This is a genomic window from Streptomyces sp. NP-1717, from assembly GCF_022695985.1.
In the GTDB taxonomy this organism is placed as follows: domain Bacteria; phylum Actinomycetota; class Actinomycetes; order Streptomycetales; family Streptomycetaceae; genus Streptomyces.
The window spans coordinates 1-23,173 of the sequence record NZ_JAAPBF010000107.1; the positions used below are offsets into that span (position 1 = coordinate 1).

The 23,173-nt window shown below is 71.9% G+C and carries 25 protein-coding genes; 11 read left to right on the forward strand and 14 right to left on the reverse strand.

Annotation, left to right across the window (positions count from 1 at the left end; translation table 11 throughout):
* Together GXP76_RS20980 and GXP76_RS20985 are read left to right on the forward strand one after the other, a co-directional pair.
* The coding region (locus tag GXP76_RS20980) for an asparagine synthase-related protein (RefSeq protein WP_242573110.1) at positions 1 to 796 on the forward strand (796 nt) is incomplete at its 5' end.
* Positions 787 to 1,554: a lasso peptide biosynthesis B2 protein gene (locus GXP76_RS20985; protein ID WP_242573111.1), complete on the forward strand. Its 768-nt coding sequence runs from the start codon at positions 787 to 789 to the stop codon at positions 1,552 to 1,554. The genes GXP76_RS20980 and GXP76_RS20985, both read left to right, overlap by 10 nt.
* A gap of 191 nt (positions 1,555 to 1,745) precedes the next feature.
* On the opposite strand, the gene GXP76_RS20990 is transcribed toward GXP76_RS20985, so the two are convergent.
* Positions 1,746 to 1,889 (reverse strand): hypothetical protein, encoded by a 144-nt coding sequence (locus tag GXP76_RS20990; RefSeq protein ID WP_242573112.1) that lies wholly within the window; start codon positions 1,887 to 1,889, stop codon positions 1,746 to 1,748.
* A 515-nt stretch (positions 1,890 to 2,404) separates the two neighbouring features.
* On the opposite strand from GXP76_RS20990, the gene GXP76_RS20995 reads away from it, so the two are divergent.
* Positions 2,405 to 2,800 carry a GNAT family N-acetyltransferase gene (locus GXP76_RS20995; RefSeq protein ID WP_242573113.1) on the forward strand — a complete coding sequence of 132 codons (396 nt, stop codon included), beginning with the start codon at positions 2,405 to 2,407 and terminating at the stop codon, positions 2,798 to 2,800.
* A gap of 42 nt (positions 2,801 to 2,842) precedes the next feature.
* Here GXP76_RS20995 and GXP76_RS21000 read toward each other — a convergent pair whose 3' ends face one another.
* From GXP76_RS21000 to GXP76_RS21025, 6 genes are all read right to left on the reverse strand, one after another.
* Entirely contained in the window at positions 2,843 to 3,541 is a 699-nt protein-coding gene (locus GXP76_RS21000; protein ID WP_242573114.1) for a TetR/AcrR family transcriptional regulator, read from the reverse strand.
* Entirely contained in the window at positions 3,538 to 4,218 is a 681-nt protein-coding gene (locus tag GXP76_RS21005; protein WP_242573115.1) for a DUF4166 domain-containing protein, read from the reverse strand. Before GXP76_RS21005 ends, GXP76_RS21000 begins: the two co-directional genes overlap by 4 nt.
* Positions 4,215 to 4,976, reverse strand: coding sequence for a hypothetical protein (locus GXP76_RS21010; protein WP_242573116.1), 762 nt, complete (start codon positions 4,974 to 4,976; stop codon positions 4,215 to 4,217). Before GXP76_RS21010 ends, GXP76_RS21005 begins: the two co-directional genes overlap by 4 nt.
* A 91-nt stretch (positions 4,977 to 5,067) precedes the next feature.
* A complete protein-coding gene (locus tag GXP76_RS21015; protein WP_242573117.1) occupies positions 5,068 to 5,745 on the reverse strand; it encodes a TMEM175 family protein in 678 nt (225 codons plus the stop codon).
* A gap of 145 nt (positions 5,746 to 5,890) precedes the next feature.
* Entirely contained in the window at positions 5,891 to 6,898 is a 1,008-nt protein-coding gene (gene sigJ, locus GXP76_RS21020; RefSeq protein ID WP_242573118.1) for an RNA polymerase sigma factor SigJ, read from the reverse strand.
* A gap of 142 nt (positions 6,899 to 7,040) precedes the next feature.
* Positions 7,041 to 8,123, reverse strand: a complete 1,083-nt coding sequence (locus GXP76_RS21025) for an N-acetylmuramoyl-L-alanine amidase (protein ID WP_242573119.1) — start codon at positions 8,121 to 8,123, stop codon at positions 7,041 to 7,043.
* A gap of 478 nt (positions 8,124 to 8,601) precedes the next feature.
* Between GXP76_RS21025 and GXP76_RS21030 the strand changes: the two genes are divergently transcribed.
* Positions 8,602 to 9,465 carry a hypothetical protein gene (locus tag GXP76_RS21030; RefSeq protein ID WP_374361909.1) on the forward strand — a complete coding sequence of 288 codons (864 nt, stop codon included), beginning with the start codon at positions 8,602 to 8,604 and terminating at the stop codon, positions 9,463 to 9,465.
* 155 nt (positions 9,466 to 9,620) lie between these two features.
* Entirely contained in the window at positions 9,621 to 10,862 is a 1,242-nt protein-coding gene (locus tag GXP76_RS21035; RefSeq protein WP_242573133.1) for a lactonase family protein, read from the forward strand.
* A 43-nt stretch (positions 10,863 to 10,905) separates the two neighbouring features.
* On the opposite strand, the gene GXP76_RS21040 is transcribed toward GXP76_RS21035, so the two are convergent.
* Together GXP76_RS21040 and GXP76_RS21045 are read right to left on the reverse strand one after the other, a co-directional pair.
* Positions 10,906 to 11,238: a DUF6191 domain-containing protein gene (locus tag GXP76_RS21040; RefSeq protein ID WP_242573121.1), complete on the reverse strand. Its 333-nt coding sequence runs from the start codon at positions 11,236 to 11,238 to the stop codon at positions 10,906 to 10,908.
* A gap of 30 nt (positions 11,239 to 11,268) precedes the next feature.
* Complete coding sequence (locus GXP76_RS21045; protein WP_242573122.1) at positions 11,269 to 12,369, reverse strand: alkene reductase; 1,101 nt, start codon at positions 12,367 to 12,369, stop codon at positions 11,269 to 11,271.
* Positions 12,370 to 12,450: 81 nt separating this feature from the next.
* Here GXP76_RS21045 and GXP76_RS21050 point away from each other — a divergent pair, with 81 nt between their 5' ends.
* Entirely contained in the window at positions 12,451 to 12,855 is a 405-nt protein-coding gene (locus GXP76_RS21050) for a MerR family transcriptional regulator (protein WP_242573123.1), read from the forward strand.
* A gap of 331 nt (positions 12,856 to 13,186) precedes the next feature.
* Here the strand turns inward: GXP76_RS21050 and GXP76_RS21055 are convergent, their stop codons facing one another.
* Positions 13,187 to 14,464, reverse strand: coding sequence for an aromatic acid exporter family protein (locus GXP76_RS21055; protein ID WP_242573124.1), 1,278 nt, complete (start codon positions 14,462 to 14,464; stop codon positions 13,187 to 13,189).
* 268 nt (positions 14,465 to 14,732) lie between these two features.
* Between GXP76_RS21055 and GXP76_RS21060 the strand changes: the two genes are divergently transcribed.
* On the forward strand, positions 14,733 to 15,476 hold the full coding sequence (locus GXP76_RS21060; protein ID WP_242573125.1) for an SDR family oxidoreductase: 744 nt from the start codon (positions 14,733 to 14,735) through the stop codon (positions 15,474 to 15,476).
* Between the two features lie 190 nt (positions 15,477 to 15,666).
* On the opposite strand, the gene GXP76_RS21065 is transcribed toward GXP76_RS21060, so the two are convergent.
* The 3 genes from GXP76_RS21065 to GXP76_RS21075 form a co-directional block, all read right to left on the reverse strand.
* A complete protein-coding gene (locus GXP76_RS21065; RefSeq protein WP_374361902.1) occupies positions 15,667 to 17,067 on the reverse strand; it encodes an MFS transporter in 1,401 nt (466 codons plus the stop codon).
* Positions 17,064 to 17,747 (reverse strand): transcriptional regulator, encoded by a 684-nt coding sequence (locus tag GXP76_RS21070; protein ID WP_242573126.1) that lies wholly within the window; start codon positions 17,745 to 17,747, stop codon positions 17,064 to 17,066. The genes GXP76_RS21065 and GXP76_RS21070 overlap by 4 nt, the downstream gene beginning before the upstream one ends.
* Before the next feature lie 124 nt (positions 17,748 to 17,871).
* On the reverse strand, positions 17,872 to 18,378 hold the full coding sequence (locus tag GXP76_RS21075; protein WP_242573127.1) for a MarR family winged helix-turn-helix transcriptional regulator: 507 nt from the start codon (positions 18,376 to 18,378) through the stop codon (positions 17,872 to 17,874).
* 40 nt (positions 18,379 to 18,418) lie between these two features.
* Between GXP76_RS21075 and GXP76_RS21080 the strand changes: the two genes are divergently transcribed.
* Positions 18,419 to 19,375, forward strand: coding sequence for an EamA family transporter (locus GXP76_RS21080; RefSeq protein WP_242573128.1), 957 nt, complete (start codon positions 18,419 to 18,421; stop codon positions 19,373 to 19,375).
* Positions 19,376 to 19,459: 84 nt separating this feature from the next.
* Here GXP76_RS21080 and GXP76_RS21085 read toward each other — a convergent pair whose 3' ends face one another.
* Positions 19,460 to 20,239 carry an SDR family NAD(P)-dependent oxidoreductase gene (locus GXP76_RS21085; protein ID WP_242573129.1) on the reverse strand — a complete coding sequence of 260 codons (780 nt, stop codon included), beginning with the start codon at positions 20,237 to 20,239 and terminating at the stop codon, positions 19,460 to 19,462.
* A 249-nt stretch (positions 20,240 to 20,488) separates the two neighbouring features.
* Here GXP76_RS21085 and GXP76_RS21090 point away from each other — a divergent pair, with 249 nt between their 5' ends.
* The 3 genes from GXP76_RS21090 to GXP76_RS21100 form a co-directional block, all read left to right on the forward strand.
* On the forward strand, positions 20,489 to 21,499 hold the full coding sequence (locus tag GXP76_RS21090) for a LacI family DNA-binding transcriptional regulator (protein ID WP_242573130.1): 1,011 nt from the start codon (positions 20,489 to 20,491) through the stop codon (positions 21,497 to 21,499).
* A 227-nt stretch (positions 21,500 to 21,726) separates the two neighbouring features.
* Complete coding sequence (locus tag GXP76_RS21095) at positions 21,727 to 22,722, forward strand: ribokinase (RefSeq protein WP_242573131.1); 996 nt, start codon at positions 21,727 to 21,729, stop codon at positions 22,720 to 22,722.
* 3 nt (positions 22,723 to 22,725) lie between these two features.
* Positions 22,726 to 23,173, forward strand: a 448-nt coding sequence (locus GXP76_RS21100) for an RpiB/LacA/LacB family sugar-phosphate isomerase (RefSeq protein ID WP_242573132.1), incomplete at its 3' end; no start/stop codon positions are given.

The window sequence follows — 23,173 nt, forward strand, 5'->3', positions numbered from 1 at the left end:
ACCGCCCGGTTATCTCGCCGCGCTCGCCCGGCCCGGGAGACTGCGCGCACTGGCGCGCGACAGCCGGGTGCTGGCCCGCGCGCGGCACGAGGCGCCACTCACCGTGGCCGTACGGGCGGTGCGCCTGGCGCGTACGCCGCAGGCGACCGCCCTGCGGCAACTGGCGGAGGGAATCGAACGGTCGGGCGCCGCCCACGACATCGGCTGGCTGGACGCCGTCGCCTGGTGGCCCGCTCCCGGGCCAGAGGCGGCATGGCTGACGCTCGCCGCGAGCAAGGAGTTGGCCGCGCTCGCCCGGCAGGCGGCAAAGACCGTGCCGCACACCGCCGGATCGCGGGCGGGTGATCTCACCGCGCTGGACGGCGTCCGCACGTCCGGCGCCGTGCAGCGGCAACTGTCCGAGGCGGCACGGCCGTTCGGTGTGTGGCCACAGGCGCCTTTCCTCGACACCGATGTCGTCCGCGCCTGTGCCACGCTCCCCGCCCATCTGCGCGCCGCCCCTCCCGCGTTCAAGCCGCTGCTCGGTGCGGCGCTGGCGGATCTGGTGCCCGCGCCCGTCCTGGCCCGGCGGACGAAGGGCGACTACGGCGACGAGGACTACCAGGGCGCCCGCGCCCGCGCTCGGGAGCTGCGCGGTCTGCTGCTCGACTCGCGACTGGCCGAACTGGGCGTCGTCGAACCGTCCGCCGTCACCGCCTCGCTCGACCGGGCGCTGATGGGCCTGCGGGCGCCGTTCCCCACGCTGAACAGGCTGCTGGCCGCGGAGATCTGGCTCAGGAACACCTCATGGCACTGACCCCACCGACATCGAGGAGAGAGCTGTCCATGGCCGGCCTCCACATCCCGGAGCATGTGCACGAGAGCAGCGCGCCGCACGGCGGGACGGTACTTCTCGACGCCCGTACCGGGCAGTGGTACGCGATGAACAGCACCGCCCGCGCGCTGTGGTCCGAGTGGCGCCTGAACGGGGACTTCGACGCGGGGGTACGCACCGTGGCCGCCCGCTATCCACCGGCGCTCGGGGAGCGGGTGCGCCAGGACGCCGGCCAACTGGCCGACGTACTGGTCCGGCGCGGGCTCGTCAGTGCCGCTCCGCGGGCCGCCGCTCCACGCGCCGACCGGCCCGCGGAGGCTCCGCGCGCGACGGGAGCGGCCGACCGCGCGCGCTCGGCCGCGCGCCGTCTCGACCGTGCCGCCGCGACCGCCGGGCTCCTCGTCGCCCTGTGCCTGCTGCGGCTGCCGTTCGGCGTCACCGTGCGCGCGGTGGCTGCTCTCAAGTCGCGCTGTTCAGACCCCGCCACGGTGGCGCAGGCGACGGAGGCCGTCGCGCTGGTGAGGCGGGTCGCCCGGCTGCACCCCGGACGCGTCGCCTGTCTGGAGCTGTCGTTGGCCGCCACGATCCGGCTGGCACTGGCCGGGCTCAGCGTGGAGTGGTGTCTGGGCAGCGCCGGCGATCCGTACCGCTTTCACGCGTGGGTCGAATCGAAGGGCCACCCGGTGGCCCTTCCCTCGGACGGCGATCTCACCGGCTTCGTCAAGGTCTTCACCGTGTGAACCGGCTCTGCTTCCTTCAAATTCTTGATTGTCGGCGGGAAACCCGGAATCTACTCGCCGGTTTCCTGAGATATTCCGTGCGAACTGTTCTGCGGAGCGCGTTGTCGCGGTACGCTCGTCCGGCGCGGACAGCAAGAAGGGGGCCGTCCACGAACTCGACGACCCCCTCCGGCTGGGAGTACCGCGGAGCATTACCCGGCAAGCACGCCGACGGACGAGATGTCGGCACCGCCCGCCAGGACCAGCACCAGGACGATCACGACAACGACCGTCCTGACATCGGTCCACCGCACGTCATAGGTGCCGTGGACCTTGAAACGGAAACTGCAGTGCACGATGACCTCTTTCCGGGAGGGCTGCTTGTGAAGGCGTTCGCAAGCAGCTTTTCGGCATCTTCGGAATCGATGCCTTACTGCATTCTGAGCCTGCGGAAATGGAATAACAAGGCCCTTTGACGCGGAGGAAGTTGCCCCGCAGAGCTCATTTCCCTGTAAATTCATCGGTCCGGCGCGAGTGCGAATTCAATTTGAACGCGGCACCGGTGGGACCGGCACCGGCTCACCGCGATTCACCGGCTCCCGGGCACATCTGACGCGACGCCACCTCGGATGAGCGTGGTACCGGATCGCCGTTCTTCCGGTGGTCGCCCGGGACACCGCGACCCGCGCCCGGCCCACCGCGTTCGGCGCGGTTCGGCGTCGGTTCGAAGGCTGCGGAACCCCGGCAGGGCGGTCGGTCCGTCGATTCGACGGCACGGCGGGGCCGGGAGAGAGGGCGGCGGTCCGCCAAAGAATCTTGCCCGGCAAGGCAGTTGTGGCCGCTGTCCGACCGCTCGCCCTACGATCGCGCCATGGCGATCAGCTACGCATGGCGGGGCGATGTGGACGACACGGCCCTCGGCGCCCTGCACGCCGAGGGCTTCGGCGGGCCGCGGACTCCCGCCGACCGGGCCGGGCGGCTGCGCCGGCACAGCCTGGGGTGGGTCTGCGCGTGGGAGGACGGCCGACTCGTCGGCTTCGTCAACGTCGCCTGGGACGGCGGCGGGCACGCCTTCCTGCTGGACACTGTCGTCGCCCGGAGCTGTCGGGGGCGCGGCGTCGGCACGGCGCTCGTCGCGAGGGCCACGGAAGGTGCCCGCGCCGCCGGGTGCGAGTGGCTGCACGTCGACCACGAGGACCACCTGCGCTCCTTCTACACCGACGCCTGCGGTTTCCGGCCCACCGCGGCGGGTCTGATCGCGCTCTGAACTCCTCGCGACGGGCGGCGGGCGGCCGGGCGGCCGGGCGCCTCAGTTCCGCCCGGTCTGCCGCAGCCGGCGCCGTACCGCACGCTGCGCAAGCGGGCCGAGTTCGTCCAGGACCGAGGCGAGTACGGTCAGTTGCTCAAGTGCGTCGAGGGCGTTCCCCGCGCCCTCCTGGTCGACGCCCTCGTACAGTTCGAGACCGACGAAGGACGCGGCGACGGCGCGGGCGAGGCCCGCCGAGTCGGTGAGATCCGCGAGAGGGCTACCGGTCAGCACGCGTCCCAGGACCTTCTCGATCTCGTCGATCCACAGGCGCAGGCCGCGCCGGGCCGCGGTGGCGAGGCGGGGCTGGGTCTGTGCCCCGGCGAGCATCTGACCGAGGACCGCGACCTGGCCCGCGGCCCGCTCCTCGGCGTGCATCTCCCTGCCGAATCGCAGGAGTTCGGCGAGGGAGGTGACGGCGTCCAGCCGGGCGCGGTAGCGGGAGACCCGCTGCTCGGCTCCGTGGTGGCAGGCTGCGCCGAGGAGTTCGTCGACGGAACCGAAGTGGTAGAAGACCAGGCCCTGGTTGACGCCCGCCGCGGCGGCGATCGTACGGGCGGAGGCGCGGGCGATGCCCTGTTCGGTGAGCGTACGCAGCGCTCCCTCCAGCAGCTTCGTTCTGGTGTCCCGGCTCCTGCTGTCGCCGCTCCGGGCGCCTCCGCCGCGCGGGCCGGTGCCGCGGGTGTCCGGATCCTGGCTCATGCGCGGGCCTCTTCCCGTACCGGACGCAGCCCGGCGAGCGGTCCGTAGGAGCGCAGAGGCACATAGGTGGCGGCGAAGGCCCCCTCGTACCCGAAGAGCGGGCCGAAGCGCCGGTTGGTCACGCTGACGCGGATACGGAAACAGCCGGCCGCGTCGTCGTAGGACTCCCGTACCTCGGCGTCGCCGCCGATGAGTTCGGGGACGCGCGTGTCCACCGGCCCCTCGCGGAAGCGGTGCCGGCCCGAACGGATGAGGAGGGAACCGTCGGGTTCGGCGGTCGGGTGCAGATCGCTGGCGAGGTGCTGGTGTGTGCCGAGGTAGTCCAGGACGCAGTCGCGTTCGGGGCTGTAGACCATGGTGGCGTCGAACCGGCGGGCCCCGCCCGCCAGTTCGAAGGTCCGGACGAAGGTGACGGTCTCACGGCCGTAGGCGTCGGTGTACGGGACGTTCTCGATGGTGAACGGGACACGGCTGCCGGTGCGCGGGACGAGGATGTTGCGGACGGAGCCGAGCGCGAGGAACGGCCTGACGTAGGGACGTCCGTGCCAGATGCGGTCCATCACGCCGCGCCCGACGCATGCCTCGCCGCTGTCGAGTCCGACGGAGAAGCGCCGTCGCAGCTGGGGGTGGAGCCGGTCGAAGTCGTCGCCCATGGCAAGACGGAAGATCGAGGTCACGGTCGCTCCAGGGTGGCGAGGAGGGCGGGTGCCGTCGCTGTCGGCACCCGCGGCGCCGATCCGTCCGGACGGCCCGGTGGCGTGCGCAGACAGCGCCGGGCGGCCGGGGTGCGGGGCAGCGGGGGAATGAGCAGCAGCAGGCCCGCCAGTGCGAGGGATACGGCCAGGGGCAGTGCCCACGACGCCGCCCCGCCGACGCCGGACGCCGTGAGTGCGGCGAACGCGCCCGCGACGGCGATCAGCCGGGCCGCCGACTCGCCCGCCGCGTGGACGAGGGACCGCGCCGGGCTGACCCCGTACTCGCACCAGAGCCGCAGCCGGTCGAAGGACCAGGCAGTCGCCCACCCCATCAGCGGCCGGCACACCCACCGGTCGGCGACGGCGCCGAAGCGCCCCCAACGGGGGCGGTAGTCGTAGCCGGTGAGGAAGCGGACGCCGTCGGGCGTGGGCACGTAACGCCAGTACCCGCTGCCCTCCTCCAGGAGGGAGAGCGGGTGCGGTGACGCGAACCTCAGTACGGAGACACGGCGTCCGTCCGCCCCGGCGCTCTCCCCCGCGCTGACCCCGGTGCCGGAGACGGTGAGGAAGGGCAGCACCCGGACCGCGTAGCGGAACCGCTGCGGCTCACCGGCCGGGCGCGGCAGATAGTCGATCTCCGAGAAGCGCAGGTCCCACCGCTGATGCCGCGCCGGGTCCTGTGTCCGCTCCCAGAGGGTGTCCATGTCCGTACGGACGCGCGTTTCGACGTACAGGCCCATTCCGTCCCCCGCCCCTTGACCTTTGTCGCTGCCGAGCGACGCACTGTTGAGCGACTGCTCAATTGAAGGTAACAGGACTTTGAGCACTCGCTCAAGAGCGGGATCCGGGGAACACGTCCCGGGCCGGTGCCCCCGCGTGCCTCCTCCTCTTCAGAAGGAGCCGGGTCACGTAGGAGGCGACGCCGCTCAGCGCGAGGAGCACGATCAGCGCTTGCGGCCCGTTGCCCGCGAGGACGTAGCCCGACGGAACGGCCAGTACGAACGCCGCCAGATCGAACCAGAGTTCGTACCGTCCGTGCTCGCTCGCGACCTCCCTGGGAGGCCGATGCCTGTCGACCACCCGTCTGATCGCCAGCAGCGTTCCGGCCGCGACCACGTTCACCCCGGCGTACACGGCCACGGCGATCCCGGCCTGATTTCCGTAGGAGCCGAGGACGTTGGAGACGAACGGCAGCACGGCGACGGTGAGCAGGAGGAACATCGTCAGCCGTACGAGTGCCGGCGGGCTGACGCGGACCGTACGCATCTCGGCCCGGTGCCGCCGCCAGTAGCTCGCGATGGCGTAGAAGCTGATCAGGAACGACAGATAGCGGGGTTCCAGATCGACCAGCGCCTGCCGAAGCGCGGCATCGCCCGGGTCCTTGCCGAGATCGGGCAACCGGAGGTCGAGGGCGAGCAGGGTCATCGCGATGGCGAACACCCCGTCGCACAGGGTGAACAGACGACCGACACCCCGTTCGTCGCGGGCCTCTTCGGTCAGGGGCTTCACAGCGGCTCCGGAAGGGACGGGAACAGGAACGTGACGAGTGGGCCACGAATGGTCTCCCCGATCCACCGGACACGCCCTGTCCCGCCCCGAGCCCTGACCGGGCCCGCCGGACCCCTCGTAGCGCCACCCCTCCGGTCCCTGCGGGTCAGTCCCCCTCCGACCGCCGGACGTCCGAGAGCTTGTCGGGGTTGATGACGAGATAGACACCGGACACCTGGTCGCCCTCGGGGGTCAGGTCCATCACCATGACCCCGTACGGGGCGCCGTTCTCGTAGATGACCACCGACGCGTCGCCGTTGACGCTCCGGTACCGGATGTCCAGCCCTTCCCGCGGCCGGGCCGCGAGGGCCGCCACCATGCCTGCCACCCTCTCCCGGCCGTGGATCGGCCTCGGCGCGGAGCGGACCCTGCCGCCTCCGTCGGACCACATCGCCACGTCGGGCGCCAGGATCTCCATCAGCGTGCCGACGTCGCCGCCGAGGGCCGCCGCGACGAACCGTTCGGTCACCTGGCGCCGGACGCGCGGGCGGGTGCGGAAGCGCGGGCGTCGGGCGTCGACGTGTTCGCGGGCACGGTGCGCGAGCTGGCGTACGGCGGACGGAGTGCGGTCGAGGATGCCGGCGATCTCGGTGTGGGCGTAGCCGAAGACCTCGTGGAGGACGAACACCGCCCGTTCGAGGGGCGTGAGGGTCTCCAGGACGACCAGCAGCGCCATCGACACGGACTCGGTGCGCAGGGCCCGTTCGGCGGCGTCCGACGCGTCGTCGGCGGCGCCGGGGGTTCCGAGGGCCGCGTCGGACCCGCCGGCACGGGAGCCGGCGGTGACCAGGGGTTCGGGCAGCCACTGCCCGATGTACGTCTCGCGGCGGCGCGCGGCACCGGCCTGCCGGGCGAGCGCGTGGTTCACGGCGACACGCACCAGATAGGCGCGCGGGTGGGCGATATCCGCCGCCGGCGAGCGCCCGGTCCTGGCCGCCCAGGAGAGCCAGGTCTCCTGGAGTACGTCCTCGGCGTCCGCCACGCTGCCGAGCACGTTGTAGACGACCGAGAAGAGCAGATCGCGGTGGTCGACGAAGACCCTCGTCGCGGTGTCGGCCGCCGGCTCCCGCGGAGTGTCCGGCTCGGTTCCGGACCGTGTCTCGGGCTCGGACATGTCGTGCCTCCTGTAGCTCGCCCCTCCTCAAGAAGGCGCCGTACCACCTGGAGTCTGACATCCCGTCCGCGGAGTGCGGTTCACCGCCCGAAGGGCCTTCGGCGGCAGGAAGTGGCTCCTGCCGCCGAAGGGTGACGCGGGGTCAGGCCAGAAGGTGCTTCCAGTCCGTCGCCGTGAGTACGCCGGCCGAGTGGGACCGGTCCGCGCCAGCGCGGTGCAGGGTGGTCACCGCCTTCTCGACGTCGGCGTTCTCGCCCGCCCTGACCTTCGGGGTGATCAGGGGCCAGATGTCGGAGCCGAGATAGCCGGTCTCGTCCGTACGGCTGCGGACCATGGCCGCGCAGGTGTGCTTCTCGACGTTGTGCACGTCGGCCAGTTTCACCACGGCGCGCTTGGTGGCTGCGCCGAAGACACCGTCCACGGGCACGTCCTCGAAGCCGCGGGCACGCAGCAGGTACTGCGCGGCACGCACCTGAGGACCGGCGGCCCCCGGCCGCAGCAGCGGCCAGACGGAGGGCCGGTCGGCCGGCGCGACGCCCAGCGCTCCGGCGACCGCGTCGCGGAGCTCCTGGAGCCTGCCGTAGAGCACGCCTCCGGGACACTCGGTGGAGTTGAAGTCGCGGTGGCCCATGATGTCCGTGACCGGACGCCCGTACTGGGTGGCGATCCAGGCGACGAGCTGGACGAGGGAGCCCCAGAGCGCGGCGGGCACGTCGACGTCCGTATAGAGGCCTTCGTTCTCGATGCCGATGACCTCGCTGTTCCGGCCGCCGACGTTCGCGCCCTGCACGTGCCGCGTACCACCGCGTACGACGTCGAGGCTCTGGTGCCGGCCTTCGAGGATGAAGCCGCCGCGCGAGTTGGTGAACTGCTGGCCGGAGTCACCCCAGCCCTGGCCGTCCATGTGGAAGTTCTGTATCGACCGGCAGATCTCCATCGCGTGCTCCAGCGAGTAGTCCTCGCTGTTGCCGGGCTCGGCGGTGTGGTGCACCACGATGTAGGTGGGCACCCAGTCGAGTACGACGATCTGCTGGTTCGGGGGCCGCGCGCCCCATTCGGCGGTGCTGTAGATGCGCGGCTCGGCGGCGAGCGGTGAACGGGCCGCCGGGCGGGCGGGAGCGGCGTTCGCCGGTCCGGTCGCGGCGAGTCCGAACGCGCCGACCGCCGTGGCGGTCAGACCGCCTCTCAGCACGGTACGACGGCCGGGTCCTGAATGGGCAACCATGTCGATCTCCTTGGGAAGTGGGGGGAACGATCTCCCGGGTTCAACGACAACAGGCGTGCCGTGCGCCGAGGTCGGCCACTCCGGTGGGGCGGAGTTGTGGCGCGCCGACGATGCACGACCCGCCAAGACAAGCAATTCAGCCATGTCCTCGACAACCCTGTCGGGCAATGAATCTGACGCTCTTTCGGCTGACTGAAACTACGCGCGTTCACGAATCGCCCGCGGGCCGACCAATCACCCCCGACCGCCTTTGCTCGCACCAATGACGGAAGCCGGAGAAATGCCCGGCAGCCGACCGGAAGCCGCGCTTCCAGGGACGGCGCCGACTTCGGCTTAGGCAGAACGGGGGGAAATCACAGGGTCTGTCTCCGATCGCGTATCTCGCGACAGTCGGATCACACGATCATCGCGTTTCATGACGCAGAGAAACGCGGCGGACGAGGACGGACCGCCTGCCCACACCCACGAAAGGTTCGACATGCTCCTCCTCCCCCGCGTTCTCCACGGCGCCAGAGGCGCCCTGGCCCTCACCTCGCTCTGCACGTGCCTGCTCCTGGCCGGGTGCACGCAGCAGGCACCCGAGCCGGGCGACGGACGGCGGACGGAGAGCAAGTCGGCGGAGGGCAGGCCGTCGGAGAGGGGTCCGGCGCGGGGTGAGCCGGGATACGGCTGGTCCGAGCGCGGCCCGCGCCCCGCGAACGGGGCGGGGGCCCACGGATTCGCCGGCCGGCCGGTGGAGGCGTCGCTCGTCCGCGAGATCCCGGGCCTCGGCCCGGTCACCCGCGCGAGCATCCCCGCCTCCGCCCGCCAGGCCCTCGTCGTCACCGGCGAGGGCCGGGACTCACCGCGGTCCGGAGTCGCGCTGTACCAGCGGGACACGGACACCGGCTGGCAGCCCGTCACCAACCGCTGGCCCGCGCACAACGCGCTGCGCGGCTGGACCCGCGACCACCGGGCCTCCGATCTGAGGTCGCCGATCGGTGTCTTCACCCTGCGCGACGCCGGCGGCCGGCTGCCCGACCCCGGGTCCCGGCTCCCCTACGACGAGGACAGCGATTTCGCGGTGTCGGGCACCGGCTTCCTCGGGGAGCCGCTGGAGGGCTCCTTCGACTATGTCGTGGCCATCGACTACAACCGCACTCCCGGCACCACGCCGCTGGACAAGGAGCGCCCTCTCGGCGAGGGCAAGGGCGGCGGCGTCTGGGTCCATGTCGACCACAAGGGACCCACCCAGGCGTGCGTCTCGCTGTCGAAGACGCACATGGTCGAACTCCTGCGCCTGCTGGACCCGGCGAAGCGGCCGGTGATCGTGATGGGGGACGCCCTGGCGCTGCGCGACTGACACCGCGACGGGCACCGGGACCGACACCGCGACGGACAGCGCCGAGGGGGCCTTGCCGACGGGGGCGCCAGGGCGACAGGGTGTGTGCGACAACACCGGCAGAACTCCCCCACGAGTCATCCGAGGTGCCCGGCATGAGCAACGACCGCACAGGAATGTCCTCAGGCGAGGATTCGGCTTCGGACGCGAAAGCGGCGGTGACGGCCGGCGGGCCGAGCCGCCGTCAGGTGATCGGCATGGTGGCCGCGGCTGTCGCGACGGTCGCGGTACCCGCCACGGCCGCGGCGGCGAACACGACGGGCCGGACGGCCCCGGCCACCGTCTCCGCGACGGGAGTCGCGGCCCGCTCCCGACAACTCCTCGCCACGGGAACGCTGTTCATCGGCACGTACACCTCCGGCGGCGGTACCGGCATCGGGCTCGCCTCGTACGACACGGGAACCGGCGCCATCACCGGCACCGGCACGCTCCAAGGCGTCGGCGACCCCTCGTATCTCGCCGCGCACCCGGACGGTGGCACCCTGTACGCGGTCAACGAGCGCCAGGACGGCGGCGTCACCGCGATCGCGCTGGGCGAGAACGGCGACCACACGGTCCTCGGCACACGCGGCACCGGCGGCTCGTCACCCTGTCACCTGTCCGTGCATCCCGGCGGGCGGTGGCTGCTCAGCGCGAACTACGGCTCCGGCGACGTGGCCGTGCACCCCATCGAAGCGTCGGGCGCGCTGGGCGAGCGCACCGATCTGGTCACGCACTCCGAACCGGCTCCGGGACCCGGGCAGAACGGCCCGCACGCGCACCAGATCGTGACCAGCCCGGACGGCGCCCATGTACTGGCCGTCGACCTCGGCACCGACAGCGTCTACACCTACCGTCTCGACGAGACGGCGGGCACGCTCACCCGCGTCTCGTACGCGAGGCTGCCCGCCGGAGCCGGGCCGCGGCATCTCGTCTTCCATCCCTCGGGCCGATTCGCCTATCTGGCCAACGAGTTGAACAACACGATCGCCGTCTGCGCGTACGACCCCGACTCCGGGACCCTCACCCCCGGCGAGCCGCTGTCCACCGGTGCCGGCGGAGCGGGCGACAGCTTCCCCTCCCAGCCCGTGATCACGGGCAACGGCGCCTTCGTCTATCTCGCCAACCGGGGGCACAACAGCCTGTCCCGCTTCGCCGTCGAGGACAGCGGCGCCGCGCTGCGGCTGCTGGACACGGTGCCCGTCGGCGGTGACTACCCGAGGCAGCTCGCCCTCTCGCCCGACGGGACCCTGCTGTTCGCCGCGAACCAGCGGTCGAACGCCGTCTCCGTCTTCCACGTCGACCAGGACAGTGGCGAACTGGCGTCGGCGGGAGACCCGTTCGCGTCCCCGGTCGCCGTCTGCGTACTTCCGCTCTGAGTGGTACGAGCGCTGTGAGACACGGGTTCGCCGGGCCGGCCTGTCAGTTCGGGCGGTCCGGCCCGCCCGGCCGTATCCGTACCACCGCCGTGCTGCCGTCCAGATCCACCGTCGTCCGGTTCGGCGGAGCCCCGTCCTCCTCGTCGTCCCGCATCAGCCGCGCCGACCGGCGCTCCTTCAACTCGCTCTGCTTGCCCGGTGAGAGGCTCGCGTGCAGCATCTCGAATCCGGTGGTCGAGACCTGCCCCTGCCGGGCGGCGTTCCGCCACGGCAGGACGCCCGCCCGGCCGGCGCGCAGCAGGAGTTGATCGAGGAAGGCCAGCCCGGTCAGCAGGATGACGAGACCGGGCAGGGTCATGAAGACGGCGAATTCCATACGTCAGTATGACCCTCGCCTCGTGGGGCGTCAGATGCCGACGGCTCGGAGGTCCTGGAGAAGGGCCGGGTAGTCGGTGTAGCCCTCGGCGCCGTGCGTGTAGAGGTGCCGCTCGTCGATGGCGTTGAGCGGGGCGCCGGAGGCGAAGCGTTCGGGGAGGTCCGGGTTGGCGATGAAGGACCTGCCGTACGAGACGAGGTCGCCGAGCCCGTCGGCGAGCACCCTCTCGCCCGCCTCGCGCGTCGTCGGGTCGTGGTTCTCACCGACGTTCGCGATGAGCGGGCCGTGCCAGCGTGGGCGCAGGTCTGCGAGGGCCGGGTAGTCGTCGTTGTCGGTGAGGTGGAGGTAGAGCAGACCGAGTGGGTTAACGGTGTCGAGGAGTGCGCGGTAGACGGGCGCCGGGTCGGCCTCGGCCATGCCGAACTGGGGGTTGCCCGGGGAGAGCCGCAGCCCCGTCCGTCCGGCTCCGATCGTGTCGGCGACCGCCGTGACGAGTTCGACGGGGAGGCGGATGCGGCCCTCGGTCGTACCGCCGTACCCGTCGGTGCGGAGATTGGTGTTGTCGGCGAGGAACTGATGGATCAAGTAGCTGTTGGCGCCGTGCAGTTCGACCCCGTCGAAGCCCGCCGCCATGGCGTTCGCCGAGGCCCTGGCGTGGTCGTCGACGGCCTGCCGGATGTCGTCGCGCGTCATCTCGCGCGGCGGGAGGGGGTCGGCCTTGCCGCCGTCGCGTACGTGTACGGGGCCGGGAACCCGTACTGCGGACGGGCCGCGCGGCACGTCCCCGTCGATGCGGGACAGCGGGTGTCCGTGCCGGCCGCCGTGCATCAGCTGGGCCACGATGCGGCCCCCGGCTCCGTGCACCGCGTCGGTCACCGCGCGCCAGCCCTCGATGTGCGCGGCGGTCTCCAGGCCGGGGAGCCGCCAGCCGCTCTGGCCCCGGCTGCTGGGCCAGATGCCCTCGCTGACGATGAGACCGGCGCCGGCGCGCTGCGCGTAGTACTCCGCGACGACCGGGAGGGGGGTGCCGTCGACGGCCGCGCGGTAGCGGGTCATGGGCGCCATCACCATACGGTTGGGGAGGTGGAGGGGGCCGAGGGAATACGGGGCGAGCAGCGTCGTTTTCGTCATGGCGGGACGGTAGGACCTCACACCGGTGTCAGGTTCAAACCCGCCACCGCCACCATGACGGTGCGGACCCGGGGAGGACGCGTGAAGATCGGCGAACTGGCGAGACGTACCGCCGTCAGCGAACGCTCGCTGCGCTACTACGAGGAGCAGGGACTGCTCGCCGCCGAGCGCACCCCTTCGGGCCACCGCACCTACCCGGAGCGGGCCGTCGACCGGGTGATCCGTATCCAGGAGCTGTTCGCCGCGGGGCTGTGCAGCGGAAAGATCGTCGAGCTGCTGCCGTGCATGCGGGACGAGGACGGGGGCCCGTCGGAGGCGGCGACGCCGTGGCTCGTGGCGGACCTGACCCGGCAGCGGGCCAGGATCGACCAGCAGATCGCCGAACTCATGCGCACGCGCGAGGTCCTGGACGACGTCATCACGGCGGCGTCCGGTCCCCCCTCACCCACGGAGCGCCCCGCGACCCTGGCCGTGTCCGACGCATGACGCCGTCCGCCCGCGGGGCGGGGCCCGCGGCGGCCGGTGCGGTACATCGCAAGGCGGAGGGTCGGCGTTGGGGATGGACCTGCCGTACTCGGCCGTATTCCGACAACGCGGCGAGGCGCCGTTCCAGGCATCGCGGGCCGGGCGGGACTTTGAAGACAGGACCTAGGGCCTGTCTTTTGGATCAGGCCGGATCAGGGAGGGGGGTCTGGTGCGTGCGATCGCAAGGCGGAGGAGGGAGGCATGGCGGGAGCCGTGCCTCCCTCCTGCGCTGTCAACGCGGCGAACGTGCGTGCCAGGGACCGCGAGCCCGGCAAGATCCGAAAGACAGGCCCTAGCGGCCCCCGCGCTTCAGCCTCGGCCGTCGCGGGCGGCGCCGTCGCCGGCCCCGCAGCCATTGCGTGAACGCGGTGTACCGCGGATACCGTTCGCGCTGTTCCCGGGTGGATCTGTCCAGCTCCTCCATCAGCCGGCGGGAGCGGTGGTCGGTGTCGAGTTCGTCGAGCAGTCTGTCGATCTCCGACAGCAGCGCGCCGTGGAGCTGCCACTGCCTCGGATGGCGCTGTACGCCTTCCAGCAGCAGATGCGCCACCCGCTCACGGCTCGCCCCGGCGGCGGTCAGTTCGCCCGCGAGGCGGTCCTCCGCCGCCTCGGCGGACTCGCTCGTCTGCGTGGTGACCAGCACGGCGAAACTGACGAGCGCGTCGGCGACCTGCGACAGCAGCTCCTCCAGACCGGCCCCCTCCTCGGGCGTGAAGAGGTTCTCCTCCTGACGCTCCTTGGCGAGGTCCGTGATGGTCCGGGTGATCACGCGCAGCACGACCGCGCAGATCTCCAGCGTGTCGAGGCCGGTACGGAGCACCACCCGGTGCAGGAGCCCCTCCTTGACGCGCGGGTTGAGCCGCAGGCTGTCCTCGGCCTGGCGCAGCGCCGCGTCCACCTCGGCGATGCCGTGGTCGAGCCGCCGCGCCTCCCACAACCGGGCAGCGGCGCGCTCGACGGGGGTGGGCGAGGTCAGCTCCTCGCCGACGTCGCGCATCAGACGGCGCATCCGCCGGGCGAGGTCCTCGATGGAGTCCCCGGCGGCGCCGACCCAGACCGGCGGCACGAACAGCACGTTGAACAGCAGCCCCACCACCGCGCCGATCAGCGTCTCCAGGACTCGGTCCCAGGCGGTGCCCGCCGCGTGGGTCACGCCCAGGACGAGCATGGCGCTGATCGCGACCTCGGGAACGAACTCGTCGACGCGGACGAGCCGGCCCGCGAGGAGCGAGGCCAGGATGATCAGCCCGAGGCTCCACCACGACAGCCCGACGAGCGCGCTGAACGCGATGGCGATCAGCACTCCGGCGACGACGGCGTTCACACGGCGGATGCTGGTGGTGATGGTGGAGTAGAGGGTCACCTGGACCACGAGCAGCGCGGTGAGCGGCGCGGTGAGCGGCGCGGGCTCGCTGCTCAGCCACAGCGCGACGATGTAGGCGAGCGTCGCGGCCGCCGTCGAGCGCAGGGTCTGGGTGACGGTCACGTCGTGCCGCAGTGCCAGCAGCCCGGTCAGTGCCCCGTTCCCGGAGCCACCCTGGTCGTCCTTGTTCGCGGCCCGCAGTCTCATGAGCAGCACCCTGCCCACAGACCGCGCGCGGAGTCCGTACGACACGCGGCGCCGCGCCGCGAAGGCCGCCGGTGGCCACGCCGTGTCCGTCGCGGGTGCGGCGGAGGCAGCGTGCCCCGCCCTACGGGCGGACGGCGCTACTTCGAAACACGCCCTGGGCGGGACAGGAACCCGCAGGTCGTAGTACGGCGCGAGGTGCGCCACCGACGCGCAACCCCCTGTTACTGTCCGCGCGGGACAGAGGGATGGCGAGAGAAGAGAGAGCATCATGCGGATCGCGGTCGCCGGCGCGACGGGGAACATCGGGGCCCTCACCGTGGCCGTCCTCGAACGGGGCGGCCACGACGTCGTACGCGTCAGCCGTTCCCTGGGCGTGGACCTGTCGACGGGTGAGGGGCTCGACGACGCGCTGACGGGCGTCGAAGCGGTCGTGGACGTCACCAACAGCCCGGCGGCGGACCGGGCCGGGACGATCGCGTTCTTCCGGGCCGCGACCGGGAATCTGCTCGCCGCCGGGCAGCGGGCCGGTGTCCGGCACCATGTGCTGCTCTCGATCGCCGGAGTCGACCGCGTCGAGGGCAACGCGCACTACGCGGGCAAGCGGGAGCAGGAACGTCTCGTGTCCGCCGGACCGGTGCCGTGGACGATCGTCCCGGCCGCGCAGTTCCACGACTTCGCCGCGATGGTGGCGAGTTGGACCGAGCAGGACGGTGTCGCCACGGTCGCTCCCCTGCTCGTCCAGCCGATCGCGCCCGCCGACGTGGCCGACGTCCTGGCCGAGATCGTCACGGGCGAGCCGCGCGGACGGTATGTGGATGTCGTCGGCCCCGAGCCCCAGGACCTGGTGGACATGGCCCGGCGCACCAACGAGGCACGCGGGCACGTGGCGAAGCTGGTGCCGAGCTGGTCGGCCGTCTTCGGACCGGAGATGGCGGGCAACGTTCTGCTGCCGGGCGAGAACGCCCGCATCGCACCGACCACCTTCGACGAGTGGCTGGAGCGACAGCGGTAGGGCGCCAGGGCCTGTCCGGCGGATCTTCGTGGAAAGTCCGGGGCGTCTGGTGCGGTGCATCGCAAGGCGGAGGATCGTGCTCGTACTGGACGTACGTGGATGAGTCCGACAACGTGGCGAGGTGCCGTGCCAGGCGTTCCGGGCTCGCGAAGACCCGCCGGACAGGGCCTGGGGCGGCCCGGTGGCCGGATCAGCCGACGGACCGCGTCAGCGGGTCGCGGGGCTCCGGGTCCGTGCCCGGGTCCGGCTTCGGGGTCGCCGGTGGCCCGGTGAACTGGTCCTCGGGCGCCCGCCCCTTGCCGCGCAGGCGGTCCATCTCACGCCATTCCGGGCGCAGTCCGGTGAGATTCGTCGTGAGGAAGTACGCCGCCGCGCCCGCCAGCAGCACCGGCGCCAGCCCGAACGAGGCCACCGCCGCCCCGCCGATCAGCCCGCCGAGCGGGATTCCGGACCAGGAGAGCGATCCGCTGAGGGCCTTGACCCGGCCCAGCAGACGGCGGGGTACGCGTTCGTAACTGACCGCCGCCAGAATGGGGTTGAGGAAACCGGCGCCGAAGCCGCCCACCGCGAAGACGACCACCACGGCCCACAGGGGCGCGGGTGAGGCGAGGATCAGCCAGCGTGGCGCGCCCGCCAGGAGGAACCCGGCGAAGAACACCAGGCGTCGGCGCATCCGGTGCGCGACGGCCGCCGCGATCAGGCTGCCGCCGATCGCCGCGAGTCCGCCCGCGCTCGCGCACAGGCCGATGGCGCCCGGTCCGTTGCCCGACTCCTTGGCCCAGACGGGCAGGAGCACGGAACTGAACGCCGCGTCCAGGAGGTTGGTGATCGAGACCATGACGATGATGGCGAGGAGCAGCGGCTCACCGCGCAGGAAGGTGAAGCCCTGGCCGAACCGCCGCCAGTAGCCCGGTCCGGCGGACGGGTCGGAACCGTCCCGGTCGGACGGACCGTGCCCGGCCGGCCGGCCCATGCCCCGTGGCAGTACCAGCGCGATGATCACCGAGCCGAGCGCGAAACAGGCCGCGTTGACGGTCAGTCCCGGCAGCGGGCCGAGAAGCGCGATCAGGGCGCCGCCCGCCGCCGGTCCGGCGGTGGAGGCGAGCCGCTCGGTCACGCCGGCGAAGGCGGCGGCCCGCTCCAGGGGTACGTGTCCGTGTTCGGCGGCCTCGGGGACCATGACGTCCTTGGCCAGGTCGCCCGGCCCGCGTGCCGCGCCGATCAACGCGACGAGTACGAGCAGCAGGGGGAAGGAGAGCCGGTCCGCGCTGTGCAGGAGTGGAACCGCGACGGCGGCGGCGGCGCTGATCAGATCGGTCGTCCAGGAGATGGCCCGCGGTCCGGCCCGGTCAACGAGTGGCCCGGTGAAAGCCTTCACCACCACATAGGGCGCCATCTCGCAGAAGGCCACGAGCCCGGTCTGGGTGGCGCTGCCGGTGGTGACGAGCACGAACCAGGGCAGGGCGATGGCGGAGACCCGCGTACCGGTCAGCGACACCGCCATCGCGGTGAGCAGGCCGACGAGCGGCAGCCGCCCGCGGCGCCCTGATATGTCGTCAGAAGCCTTCCTGACCACCCCCGTTCGCTTCACCAGGTCTCCATTCCCCGCCGCTTCGCGGGACCCGGGCCGCTCGCGGGGGCGGCGTCGGCCGGGTCGCCGCCCGGGGTTTCCACCTCGGGCAGGATCTGGGTGATCAGGGAGACGCGTTCGGCGCCCTCCGGCGCCCCGGCCGACGCCTCCGGGCTGTCGGAGCGGTAGCGGGCGACGAGTGCGTACAGCTCCTTCCGCAGGCTGACCGTCTCCTCGGGGGTCAGCAGCAGCGGCCAGTCGCTGATGTCGAAGGTGCCCCGCCACTCGTCGGGCAGTGTCTGGAGCTCGCCGAGAGCCCGTTGCGTGCGCAGGGTGTAGGCGGCGGCGACCGACTGGAGGTAGGCCAGGGCCGCCTCGGGCTCACGCCGGGCCAGCTCGGGATCGCTGAACCAGGTGGACTGGTGCACGGCGCGCCACCAGCGTTCCCGTGCGTTGCCGCGCTCCGTGTCCTCCTCGACGAACCCGGCGTCGCCGAGCTGGCGCAAGTGGTAGCTGGCCGTACCGGAGTTGACCCCCAGCCGCTCGGCGAGCCGGGTGGCGGTCGAAGGGCCGTGCTTGCGCAGCAGCCCGACCAGTTGGACGCGTACCGGGTGGGCGAGGGCGCGCAGTCCCTTCGCGTCCAGGACGACCGTGTTCGACTCGTGCTTGGGACCGTGAGGGGCGCTGTCGGAATCCGTCATGCAGAGCACACTAGACCGCAAAGAGTTCTCCGCAAAGAGTTCTTTGCGAATATCTCTTCGCGAACAGTTCTCGGCATTCCCGGACGGCCTCCCGTGACGGAGCCGCGACGGGCCCCGTACGCACTCAGCCGGGAGGCTCCTCGGTCGCCGCGAGCCACTTGGTCAGCAGGGATTCGAGCTGCGCGGCCTCCCCCTCGGTCAGCGCGTCCAGCAGGCGGCGCTCGTTCGCCATGTGCTCCGGGAAGGCCCGGTCGATGAGCGTCCGGCCCTCCGCGGTCAGCGCGACGACCCTGCCGCGCCCGTCGCTCTCGCTCGTCCGGCGCGAGACGAGCCCGGCCCGTTCGAGCCGGTCGACACGTTTCGTCATGGCGCCCGTCGTGACCATGGTGTGCTCAGCCAGCTCGCCGGGGGCGCGTTCGAACGGCGCGCCCGCCCGCCGCAGCGTGGCCAGGACGTCGAAGTCCCCCTCCCCGAGCCCGTACTTCCGGTACACGACGCACAACTCCTCGGTGAGATAGGAGCCGAGGCGGTGCAGCCGCCCGATCACGCCTTGCGGACGGACATCGACATCAGGGCGCTCGCGGACCCATTCCCGCTGGATACGGGCCACGCGGTCAAGGGATTCGGTCATGGGAGCGATAATACCTTCCAAGGAAGATACTATCGCTTCCATGGAAGCTACCTCCGTCACATCCACCCGCTGGTCGCTCGTCACCGCCGTCGCGCCGATCGCGTGGGGCACGACGTACTTCGTCACCCAGCGCCATCTGCCGGCGGACCATCCGCTGTACGGGGCGGTGTTCCGGGCCCTGCCCGCCGGGATCGTCCTGCTGGCACTGGCGGGACGACGACCGCACGGGGCGCTGTGGTGGAAGGCGCTGGTCCTCGGCACCCTGAACATGGGGGCGTTCTTCGCCCTCGTCTACGTGGCGGCGCAGCTCCTGCCGACCAGCATCGCCTCGACGGTCATGGCGACCGCGCCCGTGACGATGATGCTGCTCGCCTGGCCGCTGCTGGCGGAGCGTCCGCGCGCGCTGCCCGCCGTCGGCGCGGGCGTCGGGATCGCGGGCGTCTGCGTCATGCTCCTGACGAACGCCACCGGGATCGATCCGCTCGGTGTGCTCGCCTCCGTGGCCGCCATGACGATCTCCTCGATCGGCTACATCCTCACCAAGAAGTGGTGCCCGGACGTCGACGTTCTCGCGCTGACCTCCTGGCAGCTCATCGCCGGAGGCACCGCGCTCCTGCCGGTCGCGATCGCCGTCGAGGGGGCGCCGCCGGCCCTGGACGGGGGCGCCCTGCTCGGTTTCGCCTACATCTCCGGCGTGGCGACGGCTCTCGCCTTCACGGCGTGGTTCACCGGCCTGCGGCACCTGAGCGCGGGGACGGTGGGGCTCATCGGTCTGCTCAACCCGGTCACCGGCGTCCTGCTCGGCACGCTCGTCGCCGGGGACACCCTTACGGCGCGCCAGGGCGCCGGGCTGGTACTGGTCTTCCTCGGCATCGCGCTCGGACAGCCGGGCATGACGCGGGCCGCGCGCGCCGCGCGCGCACAGCGGGCGGCCGCCCGCTCCGTCGAACCCGGCACGCGACCGCGCGACCGAAGACCGCGACGCCAACGGGCCTGATTCCGGGCGGGGTTACGAGTCCGGGGGGCGGCCATGGACCCGAGCCGGCCACCGTACGACCGCGCCCCGGCCCTCGACGAGCGGTCAGTGGACGGAGAACCCGCCGTCCACGAAGACCGACTGCCCGGTGACGTACGCGGAGGCCCGGCTCGCCAGGAACACGGCCGCGCCCGCGAAGTCCTCCGCCACCCCGTTGCGCCCGGTCATCGTGCGCGCCGCGAGCGCCGCCACCCGCTCGGGGTCGGACGACAGCCGTTCGTTGAGCGGCGTCATCACGAACCCCGGCACGAGCGTGTTGCAGGTGACCCCGTACCGCGACCACGCCTCGGCCTGGGAACGGGCGAGCGATTCCAGCGCGCCCTTCGAGACACCGTAGACACCGCTCTGGACGAACGCCCGGTGCGCCTGCTGGGACGTGACATGCATGATCCGTCCGAAACCGCGCTCGGCCATGCCGGGACCGAACCGCTGCCCGAGCAGATAGGGCGCCTCCAGGTTCACCAACATCGTCGTGTCCCACACGTCGTCGGCCGTCTCCCCCAGCGGGGGCCGCAGATTGATCCCGGCGCAGTTGACGAGGATGTCCGGTTCGCCGAATATCTCCGCCGCCCCGTCGGCAGCCGTACGGACGCCCGCACGCGTACCGAGATCGCCGCTCACCCACGCCGCCCGGCAGCCACGGCCCGTCAACTCGTCGACGGTGGCGGCCAGTTCCGCCTCCCTGCGGGCCACGATCACGACGCTCGCGCCGGCTCGGGCGAGGGCCTCGGTGATGGCCCTGCCGATGCCGGAACTGCCGCCGGTGACCAGGGCGACGCGGTCTTCCAGGGAGAAGAGTTCGGAGAGATACGCCTGGGATTCCATGCCCGCAGATTAGAGGTCACACCTGGCCCACGGCCTGGCGGGGGCCAGGGCCGCCGTGCGGACCGATCCGAAAACCGATCGGCCGAAACCCTTGACGCACCGGAGGGGACGCTTCAGGATCCTGTCTCGGAAACGTTTCCATGGAATCGTTTCCAATGGCTCTCGGGATACAGTCCCGTCAGTCCGGCCGACCACCCACCCGCACACACCGCCCGACCACCCGCACACACCGATCCGCAAGAGGCACCCATGGACAGCACCGTGACCATCAAGGACGTCGCCGCACTGGCCGGCGTCTCCGTGGGCACGACGTCCCGGGTGCTCTCCGGCAACCCCTCCACCTCCCCCGCCGCCCGTGAACGCGTCCACGCCGCCGTCGCCGAACTCGGCTACCGGCCCGACGCCCGTGCGCGCTCCCTGCGCTCGGCCCGTTCACAGACGGTGGGACTGCTCATCTCCGACGTACGCAACCCGTTCTTCGCCGATGTGGCGCACGGCGCCGAACAAGCCGCCCTGCGTTCCTCGTACGTCACCCTCCTCGCCAACGCCAACGAGGATCCGAAGCAGCAGGACACCTACCTGGAGTCCTTCCTCACCCAGCGGGTCGACGGCATCATCATCGCTCCGCAGGGCGAGGACAGCGCCCACCTCCGGACCCTCGCCACCACCGTCCCCCTCGTCTTCGTCGACCGGACCGTCGACGGATTCGAGGTGCCCAGCGTGACCTCGGACAACGCGCTGGGCATCGACCAGGCCGTCGCCCATCTCGCCGACCGCGGCCACACCCGTATCGGCTACATCGGCGGCCCCCGGTCCATCTCCACCGGCCGCGCCAGGCACGACGCCTTCGTGCGTGCCGTCGCCCGGCACGGTCTCGACGCCGACCCCGAGCTGATCACCTCCGGGGACTTCCGCTCGGCGAGCGGTTCGACGGCCGCCGAGCGGCTGCTGTCCGGCGGACGCCCGCCGACCGCGCTGCTCGCGGCCGACAGCCCGATGGCGGTGGGCGCGCTCGGGACACTGCGCCGCCGTGGACTGCGGATCGGCTCGGACATCGATCTCGTGGCGTTCGACGACATCGAGTGGTTCTCCGAACTCGACCCGCCGCTGACCGTCGTCTCGCACGACGCGCAGGCCATGGGGTCGACGGCGATGAGGCTCCTCCTCGACGTCATCGAGGGCCGCACACCGGAATCGGTGATCCTGCCGACGCGTCTGGTCGTGCGGGAATCGTCGGGCGGCCGACGCCGGCCGGTGTAGCCGGGAGAAGGCGGAACGCGGCCACACCCCGGCCCGCGCCCGCCGTCCCGATCTCTCCGCGGCTGGCGGCGACCGGCGCCGGCCGTCACCTCCCGGTGGTCGCCGTCACCTCGCACATCACACAACTGCTCATCCGTACCAGGCCTTCTGAGGGAAGCGGCCCGCCCGACCGGCGTCCGCCGTCCCGTACAGCACCGCGCCTTCCACACCATGAACGGGGATCCCCCATGCCCACCACCGTCTTCGTCGTCGGCAGCCTCAACGCCGACCAGCTCCTGGAGGTGCCCGCGTTCCCGGCGGCCGGCGAGACCGTGCTCGCGTCGGACGTACTGATCACCGCCGGCGGCAAGGGCGGCAACCAGGCCGTGGCCGCCGCACGGGCGGGTGCGGCGGTCGTCATGATCGGCGCGCTCGGCGACGACGCGCACGGCCGGCTCGTACGCCGGGCACTGACCGAATCGGGCGTGGACACCGGCTGGGTGGTGACCGCGGACGGTACGCACACGGGCACCGCGGTCGTCGCCGTGGAGTCGGGCGGCGAGAACCGCATCATCGTGGCGTCCGGCGCGAACGCCCGTCTCACCCGGGAGCACGTCGAGGCGGGGCTCGCCGGGGCGGCCCCCGGCGATCTCGTCCTGCTCCAGCTGGAGACCCCGGTGGAGGTGGTCGCCCACGCGGCCCGCTTCGCCAAGGGGCGCGGCGCCACCGTCGTACTCAACGCCGCCCCGGCGCCCGCCGACACCGGCTCTCTGACGACCGACATCGACCTGCTGGTGGTCAACGAGGGCGAGATGCGGGCGGTCGCCGGACTCGCCGGAGCGGACGAGGGCGGCGACGGCCCGGACGTGACGGGCACCGTGCTCACCACATCCCGGGCGCTGGACTGTGTCGTCGTCTGCACCACGGGCGCGGACGGCGCGTACGTCAACGTCGGCGACCGGGTGGTCCACATCCCCGCCGTACCGGTCACCGCCGTCGACACCACCGCGGCCGGCGACACCTACACCGGCTATCTCGCCGCGGCCCTCGCCCGGGGCGAGAGCGACCTGCCCGCCGCGCTGGCGACCGCTTCGGCCGCGGCGGCGGTCACGGTCACCCGGCGCGGGGCGATGGCCTCGATCCCGTACGCGGACGAGATCGGCGAGTCGTCCACGTACGCCCGCGCGGAGACCGCCGCCACCGTCGGCTCCACCGACAGCACCGAACTCACCACGAAGGGCTGACAGATGAGAATCGCTCTGGGCAACGACCACGCCGGACACGCGCTGAAGGACCATGTGCGCGGCGTCCTGGAACGGCTCGGCCACGAAGTCCTCGACCGTGGCACGGACAGTGACGCGCCGGTCGACTTCCCCGACATCACCTTCGCCACCTGCGACGCCGTGCGCACGGGTGAGGCCGACCGCGCCGTGCTCGTGTGCGGAACCGGCGCCGGCGCGCTGATGGCCGCCAACAAGATCGCCGGGATCCGCTGCGGTCTCGGGCACGACGTCTACTCGGCCCACCAGGCCGTCGAGCACGACGATGCGAACGCCATCGCCATGGGCGCGTGGCTGATCGGCCCGGCGATGGCGGGCGCGGTCGTCGAGGCGTTTCTCGGCGCGAGGTTCGACAACGACGAGGACACCGTCCGCCGGGTCGCCAAACTCCACGAGCTGGAGCTGAGGTCGGCGC